10 protein-coding genes are annotated in these 12,293 nt (G+C 59.9%); 8 read left to right on the forward strand and 2 right to left on the reverse strand.

The genetic code is table 11. From position 1 onward, the window contains the following. The first annotated feature begins 42 nt into the window (after positions 1-42). Positions 43-360 (forward strand): Rieske (2Fe-2S) protein, encoded by a 318-nt coding sequence (locus JFT87_RS00095; protein WP_201198022.1) that lies wholly within the window; start codon positions 43-45, stop codon positions 358-360. Here JFT87_RS00095 and sfsA read toward each other — a convergent pair. Both sfsA and JFT87_RS00105 read right to left on the reverse strand, forming a co-directional pair. Beyond that, positions 357-1,070 (reverse strand): DNA/RNA nuclease SfsA, encoded by a 714-nt coding sequence (sfsA, locus tag JFT87_RS00100; RefSeq protein ID WP_201198023.1) that lies wholly within the window; start codon positions 1,068-1,070, stop codon positions 357-359. The genes JFT87_RS00095 and sfsA overlap by 4 nt on opposite strands. Next, positions 1,070-2,242, reverse strand: a complete 1,173-nt coding sequence (locus tag JFT87_RS00105) for a pyridoxal phosphate-dependent aminotransferase (protein WP_201198024.1) — start codon at positions 2,240-2,242, stop codon at positions 1,070-1,072. Before JFT87_RS00105 ends, sfsA begins: the two co-directional genes overlap by 1 nt. A 332-nt stretch (positions 2,243-2,574) precedes the next feature. Here JFT87_RS00105 and dksA point away from each other — a divergent pair, with 332 nt between their 5' ends. The 7 genes from dksA to folK all read left to right on the forward strand — a co-directional run bounded on the left by dksA (position 2,575) and on the right by folK (position 11,293). Further along, on the forward strand, positions 2,575-3,018 hold the full coding sequence (gene dksA / locus JFT87_RS00110) for an RNA polymerase-binding protein DksA (protein WP_008153293.1): 444 nt from the start codon (positions 2,575-2,577) through the stop codon (positions 3,016-3,018). A gap of 113 nt (positions 3,019-3,131) precedes the next feature. Next, positions 3,132-4,019, forward strand: a complete 888-nt coding sequence (gene gluQRS, locus JFT87_RS00115) for a tRNA glutamyl-Q(34) synthetase GluQRS (protein WP_201198025.1) — start codon at positions 3,132-3,134, stop codon at positions 4,017-4,019. Between the two features lie 77 nt (positions 4,020-4,096). Then, positions 4,097-4,273, forward strand: coding sequence for a hypothetical protein (locus JFT87_RS00120; protein WP_003176118.1), 177 nt, complete (start codon positions 4,097-4,099; stop codon positions 4,271-4,273). Then, positions 4,257-7,211, forward strand: coding sequence for a sensor histidine kinase (locus JFT87_RS00125; RefSeq protein ID WP_201198026.1), 2,955 nt, complete (start codon positions 4,257-4,259; stop codon positions 7,209-7,211). Before JFT87_RS00120 ends, JFT87_RS00125 begins: the two co-directional genes overlap by 17 nt. Before the next feature lie 22 nt (positions 7,212-7,233). After that, positions 7,234-8,667: a sigma-54-dependent transcriptional regulator gene (locus tag JFT87_RS00130; protein WP_201198027.1), complete on the forward strand. Its 1,434-nt coding sequence runs from the start codon at positions 7,234-7,236 to the stop codon at positions 8,665-8,667. A gap of 736 nt (positions 8,668-9,403) precedes the next feature. Further along, positions 9,404-10,804: a polynucleotide adenylyltransferase PcnB gene (locus JFT87_RS00135; protein WP_201198028.1), complete on the forward strand. Its 1,401-nt coding sequence runs from the start codon at positions 9,404-9,406 to the stop codon at positions 10,802-10,804. A gap of 3 nt (positions 10,805-10,807) precedes the next feature. Next, a complete protein-coding gene (gene folK / locus JFT87_RS00140; RefSeq protein WP_201198029.1) occupies positions 10,808-11,293 on the forward strand; it encodes a 2-amino-4-hydroxy-6-hydroxymethyldihydropteridine diphosphokinase in 486 nt (161 codons plus the stop codon). Positions 11,294-12,293 lie beyond the last annotated feature (1,000 nt).

The following is a 12,293-nucleotide window of genomic DNA, read 5'->3' on the forward strand; positions in this document are numbered from 1 at the left end:
CCGGACATATCCAGTCACGAACCGCGACACTTGAGGATAGACATGAAGTTTCTTTGCCAGGGCCTGGAGTTGGCCGATGCCAGCAGCCGCGGTTTCGACATCGACGGCCAGAAGCTCTTCGCCGTGCGCCGGGGTGGTCAGGTTTACGTCTACATCAACCGCTGCCCGCACCGTGGCGTGGGGCTGGAATGGAAACCCGACCAGTTTCTGGACCCCAGCAACAGCCTGATCCAGTGCGCCACCCACGGCGCACTGTTTCTTATCGAGGACGGCGAATGCGTCGCCGGCCCCTGCGCGGGGCAATCCCTGACCGTCGTTCCCAGCCGCGAAGACGCGCAAGGGATCTGGATCAGCCTTTAACCGTTGAGCAATACGTCCAGACGCCGGTCAACCAGCATCTCTTCGTGGCTGATACGCACGCCATAAGCCAGCACCTCAACGCCGCACGCCACCGCTTCACGCAACGCGGCGGCGTAGGCCGAATCGATTTCTTCTGCCGGACGCACGGCGTCGATGCCGCTGAGATTGACGCAATACAACTGCACCGCGCGAATCCCGTCCCGGGCCAGATGCGCCAGTTCCCGCAAATGCTTGGCCCCGCGCTGGGTCACCGCATCGGGAAACGCCGCCACTGGCGTACCGTCAAAGCCCAAAGTGACACTTTTGACTTCCACGTACGCCGGCCCGTTCGGGTAATCGAGACGGAAATCGATGCGGCTGTTTTCCTGCCCATAGGCCACTTCGCGTTTCAGCTCGGTAAAACCGTTCAACTCGGTGATCACGCCGGCACGCAACGCCTCTTCGATCAAGCCATTGGCTCGCCCGGTGTTCACGCAAAACAACCGCCCTTGCGGGGTTTCACCGATTTCCCAGGTGCCGGGTAATTTGCGCTTCGGGTCGTTGGAGCGGCTGAACCAGACCTGCCCGCCCTCGACCTGGCAATTGAGCATCGAGCCGGTGTTCGGGCAGTGAATCGTCAGCAACTCGCCGCTAACGGTTTCGATATCGGCGAGAAAACGCTTGTAACGACGGATCAGACGACCTTCTTCAAGGGGAGGATGAAAACGCATCAGCCTTGCCAGCTCTTCAAGCCGCGAGCGATCCGTTCCACCGCTTCCTGCAAGCGCGGCAGGCTTTGGGTGTAGGCAAACCGCACGTGATGCCCGGCCTGATAACGCCCGAAGTCCAGGCCCGGGGTAATCGCCACGTGCTCTGTTTCGAGGAAGTGTCGGCAGAACGCGAAGGCATCACCGCCGAACTGGCTGATATCTGCATACAAGTAGAACGCGCCCTCAGGTTCCACGGCGATGCCAAAACCGAGCTCACGCAAGGCCGGCAAGAGGAAGTCGCGACGACGACCGAATTCGGCGCGGCGCTCTTCCAGAATGCTGATGGTCGCCGGTTCGAAGCAGGCCAACGCGGCGTACTGGGCCATGCTCGGGGCGCTGATGTAGAGGTTCTGGGCGAGCTTTTCCAGTTCGCCGACCGCTGCTTGCGGCGCCACCAGCCAACCGAGGCGCCAGCCGGTCATGCCGAAATACTTGGAAAAACTGTTCAGGACAAAGGCGCTGTCATCGACTTCCAGCACGCTGGCCGCGTCGGTGCCGTAGGTCAGGCCGTGGTAGATCTCGTCCACCACCAGATGGCCGTGGCGCTGCTTGATCGCAGCCGACAGCCCGGCCAGCTCATCGCGGGTCAGGATGGTCCCGGTCGGATTGGCCGGCGAAGCCACCAGGGCGCCGACGCTGTCATGGTCCCAATGCCGCGCCACCAGGTCCGGGGTCAGCTGATAACGCACGTCCGGACCGACAGGAACAAGCTGCGCCGCGCCTTCCACCAGCCGCAGGAAGTGCCGGTTGCACGGGTAGCCCGGGTCCGCCAGCAGCCAGTGTTTGCCTGGGTCGACCAGCAAAGCGCTGGCCAGCAGCAACGCGCCGGAACCGCCCGGCGTCACCAGAATTCGCTGTGGATCGATGTTCAGCCCGTAACGCTGCTGATAAAAGCCCGAAATGGCCTCGCGCAGTTCGGGAATGCCCCGTGCCGCGGTGTAACGGGTCTTGCCCGCCGTCAGCGCAGCCTGGCCGGCCTGGATGATCGGCTCGGCGGTGGTGAAGTCCGGCTCGCCGATTTCCAGGTGGATCACGTCGTGACCGGCAGCCTGCAGTTCATTGGCCCGCGCCAGCAGCGCCATGACATGGAACGGTTCAATCGCACGACTGCGGGCACTGTAGGACTGAGCCATTAGCCTTCCTTCAACGGGTAAAAGAATCGATTCTACCCAACCACTGGAACGAGCGAGAACCTAAAGCGGTCAGAGCCGTTATAACTCTGGCCTGAACGACTCAAGCGTGCGCGCCAGGTTTGACTAAAATCAATATTTGATCAGGTCTCCATCACCACCAGACAAGGCTTTGCAATCATTTGCAAGCACCGCGGGTCACCCCCTCGACATCCGGGAGTAGCGCGGCCCGATTTGATCTGGTAAGTTCGCCCGCTTGCAGCCGCAGGGCCGGCAGGTGTCGGTGATGGAGCAATCCTGCGCAATGGATTACAAGAGTAGAGGCGGTCTATTTCATGTCCACCCAAGCAAAGCAACAACAAAACCAGTCGATCAGCGGCTTCGAACCCTACAAAGAAGTAAAGGGCGAAGAGTACATGGGCAAGCCCATGCGCGCTCACTTCACCAAGATCCTGAATAAGTGGAAACAGGACTTGATGCAGGAAGTCGACCGTACGGTTGATCACATGAAAGACGAAGCGGCCAACTTCCCTGACCCGGCAGATCGTGCCAGCCAGGAAGAAGAATTCAGCCTTGAATTGCGCGCCCGTGATCGTGAGCGCAAGTTGATCAAGAAGATCGACAAAACGCTGCAATTGATCGAAGACGAAGAATATGGCTGGTGCGAGTCCTGCGGCGTCGAGATTGGCGTCAAGCGACTGGAAGCCCGCCCTACCGCCGACATGTGCGTTGACTGCAAGACCCTGGCGGAAATCAAGGAAAAGCAAGTCGGCAAGTAATCTCGACTTGAACGAAAAACGGAGCGTGCGAACGCTCCGTTTTTGTTTCTGAAATTCGGCACAGCACCGAACCCTGTGGATCGCGCACGATCAGACGACGTACCATCGCCCTCATGAATGTCTCTCCCTACATCGGCCGTTTCGCCCCCACGCCCAGCGGCCACTTGCACTTCGGTTCGCTGGTCGCTGCACTCGCTTCGTACCTCGACGCCCGTTCTGTGGGTGGCCGCTGGCTGATGCGCATGGAAGACCTCGACCCACCTCGGGAAGAACCCGGCGCCCAAGCCGCGATCCTCAACGCGCTGGAACGCTATGGTTTCGAGTGGGATGGTGAACTGGTTCGTCAAAGCGACAGGCACGACGCCTATGCCGAAGTGCTCAATCGTCTGTTCAGTCATGGCCTGGCCTACGCTTGCACCTGTTCACGCAAACAATTGGAGCCGTATCACGGCATCTATCCGGGCCTGTGCCGCAATGCCGGGCATGGCGCTGAAGACGCGGCCATCCGCCTGCGGGTGCCGGAGCTCGAATACCATTTCATCGACCGGGTGCAAGGCGAGTTCCGCCAGCACCTGGGTCGGGATGTCGGCGATTTCGTGATTCGCCGCCGCGACGGGCTCTATGCCTATCAACTGGCCGTGGTGCTCGATGATGCCTGGCAAGGCATCACCGACATCGTGCGCGGCGCCGACTTGCTCGACTCGACACCACGCCAGCTCTACCTGCAAGAACTGCTCGGCCTGCGGCAACCGCGTTACCTGCACGTGCCGCTGATTACTCAGCCGGACGGTAACAAGCTCGGCAAATCCTACCGTTCGCCGCCATTGGCCGACGATCAGGCCACGCCACTGTTACTGCGGGCATTACGCGCGCTGGGGCAAAATCCGGGCAGCGAACTGGCTTACGCCACGCCTCGGGAAGTACTGAATTGGGGCATCGCCCACTGGGATGCCGCAAAGATCCCGCGCACACTGACCCTGCCCGAAGCGCAACTGCAGTGATGGCACTTGCAGTAGCGCCGCCATCCGTTACCATCGCCGCACGTTTTCGGGCACGCGCCTAAAAAAGAGAGGCCGGGATGTACATCTATCGCTTGGTCCTGCTTTTGGTAGTGGGGATTTATCTGTTCTCCCCGGCCATCATGGATTGGTGGATCGACGCCACTGGCGCCTGGTATCGCCCTTATCTGCTCTGGCTGATTCTGATCGTCGTGACCTTCATCCTGCAGAGCCAAAAAGATGCCGATGAGCTTTAGCCTGACCCAGATGATCCTGATCAGCGCCGCGTACCTGGCGGTGCTGTTCGGCGTCGCCTGGATCAGCGAACGGGGCATGATCCCCCGGGCGATCATTCGCCACCCGCTGACTTACACCCTGTCGCTGGGGGTTTACGCCAGTGCGTGGGCGTTCTACGGCACCGTGGGCCTGGCCTATCAGTACGGCTACGGCTTTCTATCGAGCTACCTCGGGGTGTCCGGCGCATTTTTGCTGGCGCCGGTGTTGCTGTATCCGATCCTGAAGATCACTCGCACCTATCAACTGTCGTCACTGGCGGACTTGTTCGCCTTCCGCTTCCGCAGCACCTGGGCCGGCGCGCTGACGACGATCTTCATGCTGATCGGCGTCCTGCCGTTGCTGGCGTTGCAGATTCAAGCGGTAGCCGACTCCATCGGCATTCTCACTCGCGAACCGGTGCAACACCGCGTGGCCCTGAGTTTCTGCGCACTGATTACCCTGTTCACGATCTTCTTCGGCTCGCGCCACATTGCGACCCGGGAGAAACACGAAGGCCTGGTATTCGCGATTGCCTTCGAGTCGGTGATCAAGCTGATCGCCATCGGCGGCGTTGGCCTTTATGCGTTGTACGGCGTGTTCGACGGCCCGCAACAGCTGGAAGTCTGGCTGTTGCAAAACCAGACCGCCCTCGCCGCCCTGCACACGCCTTTGCAGGAAGGCCCGTGGCGTACGCTGCTTTTGGTGTTCTTCGCTTCGGCGATTGTGATGCCGCACATGTATCACATGACGTTTACCGAAAACCTCAACCCGCGCTCACTGGTCAGTGCGAGCTGGGGCTTGCCGCTGTTCCTGCTGCTGATGAGCCTGGCCGTGCCGCTGATTCTCTGGGCCGGACTGAAACTGGGCGCTACAACGAGCCCGGAATATTTCACCCTCGGAGTCGGCATCGCCGCCAATAACAAGGCCTTGGCGCTATTGGCTTATGTCGGCGGTTTATCGGCGTCCAGCGGGCTGATCATTGTTACCACCCTGGCGTTGTCCGGGATGGCGCTCAACCATTTGGTGCTGCCGCTGTATCAGCCGCCGGCCGAAGGCAACATCTACCGTTGGCTGAAGTGGACCCGCCGGGCGCTGATTGTCGCGATCATCATGGCCGGCTACGGCTTCTACCTGCTGCTGGGCGCCGAGCAAGACCTGGCCAACCTCGGCATCGTCGCCTTCGTCGCCACTTTGCAATTCCTGCCGGGCGTACTGTCGGTCCTGTACTGGCCGACCGCCAACCGCCGCGGCTTCATCGCCGGTTTGCTGGCGGGGATCCTGGTGTGGATGGTGACCATGCTGATGCCACTGGTAGGCAATCTGCAGGGTTTCTACATTCCACTGCTGAACATGATCTACGTGCTCGACGACACCAGTTGGCACATGGCGGCGATTGCCTCGCTGGCCGCCAACGTGCTGATGTTTACGCTGATCTCGCTGTTCACCAACGCCAGCCCGGAAGAGGCCAGCGCCGCCGAAGCCTGCGCCGTGGACAACGTCCGTCGCCCGCAACGCCGGGAACTGCACGCGGCTTCGCCACAAGAGTTCGCCACGCAACTGGCCAAACCCCTGGGCGCCAAGGCTGCGCAAAAAGAAGTCGAACAGGCCCTGCGCGATCTCTATTTGCCATTCGACGAACGCCGACCGTACGCCTTGCGTCGTTTGCGTGACCGGATCGAAGCCAACCTTTCCGGCCTGATGGGGCCGAGCGTCGCCCAGGACATGGTCGAAACCTTCCTGCCTTATAAGGCCGGCGGCGAAAACTACGTCACCGAAGACATCCACTTCATTGAAAGCCGTCTCGAGGATTACCACTCGCGCCTCACCGGCCTGGCGGCTGAACTCGATGCCCTGCGCCGCTACCACCGTCAGACCTTGCAGGAACTGCCGATGGGCGTCTGTTCCCTGGCCAAGGATCAAGAGATCCTGATGTGGAACAAAGCCATGGAGGAGTTGACCGGGATTGCCGCGCAGCGCGTGGTCGGTTCGCGCCTGAGCACCATTGGCGATCCGTGGAAAGAATTGCTGCAAGGCTTCATCAACCTGCCAGACGAACACTTGCACAAACAGCACCTGGCACTCGATGGCCAGACCCGCTGGCTGAACCTGCACAAAGCGGCGATCGACGAACCGCTGGCACCGGGCAACAGTGGCCTGGTGCTGCTGGTGGAAGATTTGACCGAAACCCAGATGCTTGAAGACAAACTGGTCCATTCTGAGCGGCTGGCGAGCATTGGCCGACTGGCGGCCGGGGTGGCCCATGAAATCGGCAACCCGATCACCGGTATCGCCTGCCTGGCGCAGAACCTGCGCGAAGAGCGCGAAGAAGACGCCGAACTGACGGAAATCAGCGGACAGATTCTGGAGCAGACCAAACGCGTGTCGCGCATCGTCCAGTCGTTGATGAGTTTCGCCCACGCGGGTAGCCATCAGCACAGCGACGAGCCCGTCTGTCTGGCGGAAGTCGCGCAGGATGCCATCGGCCTGCTGGCCCTGAACCGGCGCAATTTCGAAGTCCAGTTCTACAACCTGTGCGACCCCGATCACTGGGTCGAAGGCGATCCCCAGCGGCTCGCCCAGGTGTTGATCAACCTGCTCTCAAACGCCCGCGACGCCTCGCCGCCACACAGCGCGGTACGGGTCAAAAGCGAAGCCGGCGAACACACGGTCGATCTGATCGTGGAAGACGAAGGCAGCGGTATTCCGAAGAACATCATGGATAGATTGTTCGAACCTTTCTTCACCACCAAGGATCCTGGCGAAGGCACCGGTCTGGGCCTTGCACTGGTCTATTCCATCGTTGAAGAGCATTATGGACAAATCACCATCGACAGCCCGGCTGATGTTCAAAGCCAACGCGGCACCCGTATTCGGGTGACTTTGCCGCGTCATGTCGAAGCGACGTCCGCTGTGAACTGAGACCGTCGAGAGTATCGAATCAATGCCGCACATTTTGATCGTCGAAGACGAAACAATTATCCGCTCCGCCTTGCGCCGCCTGCTGGAACGTAATCAGTACCAGGTCAGCGAAGCCGGATCCGTGCAGGAAGCACAAGAGCGTTTCAGCATTCCCACGTTTGACCTGATCGTCAGTGACCTGCGCCTGCCTGGCGCACCGGGCACTGAACTGATCAAGCTCGGTCAGGGCACTCCGGTGCTGATCATGACCAGTTACGCCAGCCTGCGTTCGGCCGTCGATTCCATGAAGATGGGCGCGGTGGACTACATCGCCAAGCCTTTCGATCACGACGAAATGCTCCAGGCTGTTGCGCGCATCCTGCGTGATCGCCAGTCGGCGCCAGCCGCGGGTGAACCGGTGGTCGGCAAAGCCGCCAACGGTGCCGCGAAACCGGGCGTCGATAACAGCAACGGCGAGATCGGCATCATCGGCTCCTGCCCACCGATGCAGGACCTGTACAGCAAGATCCGCAAAGTCGCGCCCACCGATTCCAACGTCCTGATCCAGGGCGAGTCCGGCACCGGTAAAGAACTGGTGGCTCGCGCCCTGCACAACCTCTCCAAACGCGCCAAGGCACCGATGATTTCGGTGAACTGCGCCGCCATTCCGGAAAGCCTGATCGAGTCCGAGCTGTTCGGCCACGAAAAAGGTGCGTTCACTGGCGCCAGCGCCGGGCGTGCCGGGCTGGTCGAAGCGGCGGACGGCGGTACCTTGTTCCTCGATGAAATCGGCGAACTGCCACTCGAAGCCCAGGCTCGCTTGTTGCGCGTGCTACAGGAAGGCGAAATTCGCCGGGTCGGTTCGGTGCAATCGCAGAAAGTCGATGTACGCCTGATTGCCGCGACTCACCGGGACCTCAAGAGCCTGGCGAAAATCGGCCAGTTCCGTGAAGACCTTTATTACCGTCTCCACGTGATTGCATTGAAACTGCCGGCCCTGCGCGAGCGCGGTGCCGACGTCAACGAAATCGCCAATGCGTTCCTGGCGCGGCAGAGCGCGCGGGTCAACCGCACCGATCTGAAGTTTGCCCCGGATGCCGAGCAGGCGATTCGTCATTACACCTGGCCGGGTAACGTCCGCGAGCTGGAAAATGCTGTCGAACGTGCGGTGATTCTGTGCGAGAGCCCGGAAATCTCCGCCGAGTTGCTGGGCATCGACATCGAACTGAGCGATCTGGACGACGACGATTTCATCGGCCTGGCCCCGCAACAGGGCAGCGCCGCTAACGCCAGCCACGAGCCGACCGAAGACCTGTCACTGGAAGACTACTTCCAGCACTTCGTCCTCGAGCATCAGGACCACATGACCGAAACCGAACTGGCCCGCAAGCTCGGGGTCAGCCGCAAGTGCCTGTGGGAACGCCGTCAACGCCTGGGCATTCCACGGCGCAAGACCGGGGTGGCCAGCGAGAGCTGAACGTCACCTGTCAGGTGTGCGGGTAACACGTGACATTGTGAAAAAACTGTTACCGCAGCTTTTTCACGTAACAGAAGCCGGGGCTTACGGTAACGAAGCCCCGGTTTTTTTTGGCCCTGAAAAACCTCACCAAGCAGCCTAACCCCTTGTTTTGCTAGGCTTCGCAAAAGTTGGCACGCACCCTGCTATATGTTTAGTACAAGAACAATAACAAGCAATGCACAAGACAATAAAAATAAGACGAATCGACTCACGCACAATAAAAACAAGACGGCGAGAGGCGCAGCTAACTGATTCTTTTGGAGAGGCGTTGTATTTGGGGCGTGCCCCACGACCAGGCCGAGAACAACAAAAACTGTCCTAAGACAGAGCCTGAACTGGTTGGATCGCAAGATCACTGCAACACAGCGACCAAAGCAATCCGTTTGCTCTTGGCTCCCGATTGGGAGGGTCATGAAGGAAAATCTTCATGACGAGGGCACTTAACAAAAACAAAAAGCCCGAAACCAATAATAAAAATAGAGCATGCAACTACTTCTTGGGGAGCTTCGGCTCCCCTTGTAGTTTCTGCGATTCCTGAAAAGCCCACGCCAGAGCCTTCGCTTCAAGGCCTCGGAGCAATCCTCATCAGGCTGGCGCAGCTTCCTACACCATCCCCCGACTAAATGCTAGAATCCCGGCCCATCATGCGGTCATTCTTCGTTATGGCCGAACATTCCTTCAAACAGTGCATCCCATGCTGAAGAAGTTGTTCCAGTCATTCCGTTCTCCCAAGCGTCATACGCAACACATCCGTAGTACGCCTGAAGTGCTCAACAGCGGCCAACATTCGCTGCAGAAGGCACAATTCAGCCGTTACGCGGTGAACATCGTCGAACGCCTGCAGAACGCCGGTTATCAGGCTTACCTGGTCGGCGGCTGTGTGCGTGACATGTTGCTCGGCATCACGCCAAAAGATTTCGACGTCGCCACCAGCGCCACTCCTGAACAGGTACGTGCCGAATTCCGCAATGCGCGGATCATCGGTCGTCGCTTCAAACTGGTGCACATCCACTTTGGTCGCGAAATCATTGAAGTCGCGACGTTCCGCGCCAATCACCCGCAAAACGATGAGGAGGAAGACAGCAACCAGTCCTCCCGCAACGAGAGCGGGCGCATTCTGCGCGACAACGTCTACGGCACTCTGGAAGAAGACGCGCAACGCCGCGACTTCACCATCAACGCGCTGTATTACGATCCGGTCAGCGAACGCATTCTCGACTACGCCAACGGCGTACACGACATCCGCAATCACCTGATCCGCCTGATCGGCGACCCACAGCAACGCTACCAGGAAGACCCGGTACGGATGCTGCGGGCCGTGCGTTTTGCCGCCAAGCTGAATTTCGGTATCGAAAAACACAGCGCCGCGCCGATCCGCGATCTGGCACCGATGCTGCGCGAGATTCCGTCGGCCCGTCTGTTCGAAGAAGTGCTCAAGCTGTTCCTCTCCGGCCACGCCGCGGACACCTTTGAGATGCTGGTCGACTTGCAGTTGTTCGATCCACTGTTCCCGGCCAGCGCCGAAGCCTTGGAATACAACCCGACGTACACCCACACGTTGATCAGTGAAGCACTGATCAACACCGACCTGCGGATCAAGCAGAACAAACCGGTCACCCCGGCGTTCCTGTTTGCTGCACTGCTGTGGCCGGCCCTGCCGGGCCGTGTACTGCGTCTGCAAGAGCGCGGCATGCCGCCGATTCCGGCGATGCAGGAAGCGGCTCACGAGTTGATTGCCGAACAGTGCCAGCGCATTGCGATCCCAAAACGCTTCACCATGCCGATCCGCGAGATCTGGGACATGCAGGAGCGTCTGCCACGCCGTAGCGGCAAGCGCGCCGACCTGTTGCTGGACAACCCGCGATTCCGCGCCGGTTACGACTTCCTGCTGCTGCGTGAAAGCGCTGGCGAGCAGACCGACGGCCTGGGCGAATGGTGGACGGATTATCAGGACGCTAACGACAGCGAACGTCGCGACATGATCCGTGACCTGAGCGGCAAGGATGACGGCACCGGTGCGCCACGCAAGCGTCGTCGCAGCGGCGGCGCCAAGCGCAAACGCGCGGCCGGCGCTCCGAGCACCACGAGCGAGTAATCCATGGAACGCATCTACATCGGCATGGGCAGCAATCTAGCTGACCCCGCCGAACAATTGCGCAGCGCCGTCGAAGCGCTGGCGCAGTTGCCGCAGACCGAACTGGTCGGGGTTTCCGCGTTTTATCAAAGCGACTCATTGCTGCCCGGCCAACCGCGCTACACCAACGCGGTTGCCGCGCTGCACAGCACGCTCGCGCCGCTGGAGCTGCTCGATGCGCTGCAAGCCATCGAGAATGGCCAGGGTCGCGAACGTCTTGAACGTTGGGGGCCACGCACGCTGGATCTCGACATCGTGCTGTTCGGCGATCGCCTGATCGACGAACCTCGCCTCAAAGTCCCCCACTACCACCTGCAAGAGCGAGCCTTCGTCCTGTATCCACTGGCCGAACTGGCGCCGCCAGACCTGCGCCTACCTGACGGTCGTACCCTCCCCGACCTGCTCGCCGCCTGCCCGTTCGTCGGCCTAGAACGCCTGCCGACTGATTAACTGCAATCTCCTGAGCCTTCGTGGCGAGGGGATTTATCCCCGTCGGGTTGCGCAGCAGCCCCAAAAAGGCTGAATGCGATCAGCCTGATGTACCGTGATGGCAGATATAGGGGGCGCTGCGCACCCCAACGGGGATAAATCCCCTCGCCACAAAAGCCCCTTTTCCAACAAGGTTTTTGTCGGACAAAAATTCGTTCGTGCTGTATCCCCTCCCCCGACCTACTCGCCGCCTGCCCGTTCGTCGGCCTAGAACGCCTCCCGACTGATTAACTGCAATCTCCTGAGCCTTCGTGGCGAGGGGATTTATCCCCGTGGGTTGCGCAGCAGCCCCAAAAAGGCTGAATCCGATCAGCCTGATGTACCGTGATGGCAGATATAGATATAGGGGGCGCTGCGCACCCCGACGGGGATAAATCCCCTCGCCACAAAAGCCCTTTTCCAACAAGGTTTTTGTCGGACAAAAATTCGTTCGTGCTGTATCCCCTCCCCGACCTGCTCGCCGCCTGCCTGATCGTCGGCCCAGAACGCCTGCCGACTGATTAACTGCAATCTCCTGAGCCTTTGTGGCGAGGGGATTTATCCCCGTTGGGTTGCGCAGCAGCCCCAAAAAGGCTGAATCCGATCAGCCTGATGTACCGTGATGGCAGATATAGGGGGCGCTGCGCACCCCAACGGGGATAAATCCCCTCGCCACAAAAGCGGTACTCCATATCCAGGTTTTTGTCGGGCAAAAATTCGTTCATGCTGTATCCCCACCCCGACCTGCTCGGCGGCTGCCTGTTCGTCGGACTCGAACACCTGCCGACTGATTAACTGCAATCTCCTGAGCCTTTGTGGCGAGGGGATTTATCCCCGTTGGGTTGCGCAGCAGCCCCAAAAAGGCTGAATGCGATCAGCCTGATGTACCGTGATGGCAGATATAGGGGCGCTGCGCACCCCAACGGGGATAAATCCCCTCGCCACAAAAGCCCTTTTCAAACAAGGTTTTTGTCGGGCAAAA

This window comes from Pseudomonas sp. TH15 (assembly GCF_016651105.1).
GTDB lineage: Bacteria > Pseudomonadota > Gammaproteobacteria > Pseudomonadales > Pseudomonadaceae > Aquipseudomonas.

What these genes read in the sequence shown, in the direction of transcription:
- JFT87_RS00105 (WP_201198024.1), bottom strand. Translation starts at nt 2,242, where the DNA reads ATGGCTCAGTCCTACAGTGCCCGCAGTCGTGCGATTGAACCGTTCCAT.
- dksA (WP_008153293.1), top strand. Translation starts at nt 2,575, where the DNA reads ATGTCCACCCAAGCAAAGCAACAACAAAACCAGTCGATCAGCGGCTTC.
- gluQRS (WP_201198025.1), top strand. Translation starts at nt 3,132, where the DNA reads ATGAATGTCTCTCCCTACATCGGCCGTTTCGCCCCCACGCCCAGCGGC.
- JFT87_RS00125 (WP_201198026.1), top strand. Translation starts at nt 4,257, where the DNA reads ATGCCGATGAGCTTTAGCCTGACCCAGATGATCCTGATCAGCGCCGCG.
- JFT87_RS00135 (WP_201198028.1), top strand. Translation starts at nt 9,404, where the DNA reads ATGCTGAAGAAGTTGTTCCAGTCATTCCGTTCTCCCAAGCGTCATACG.
- JFT87_RS00095 (WP_201198022.1), top strand. Translation starts at nt 43, where the DNA reads ATGAAGTTTCTTTGCCAGGGCCTGGAGTTGGCCGATGCCAGCAGCCGC.
- folK (WP_201198029.1), top strand. Translation starts at nt 10,808, where the DNA reads ATGGAACGCATCTACATCGGCATGGGCAGCAATCTAGCTGACCCCGCC.
- JFT87_RS00120 (WP_003176118.1), top strand. Translation starts at nt 4,097, where the DNA reads ATGTACATCTATCGCTTGGTCCTGCTTTTGGTAGTGGGGATTTATCTG.
- JFT87_RS00130 (WP_201198027.1), top strand. Translation starts at nt 7,234, where the DNA reads ATGCCGCACATTTTGATCGTCGAAGACGAAACAATTATCCGCTCCGCC.
- sfsA (WP_201198023.1), bottom strand. Translation starts at nt 1,070, where the DNA reads ATGCGTTTTCATCCTCCCCTTGAAGAAGGTCGTCTGATCCGTCGTTAC.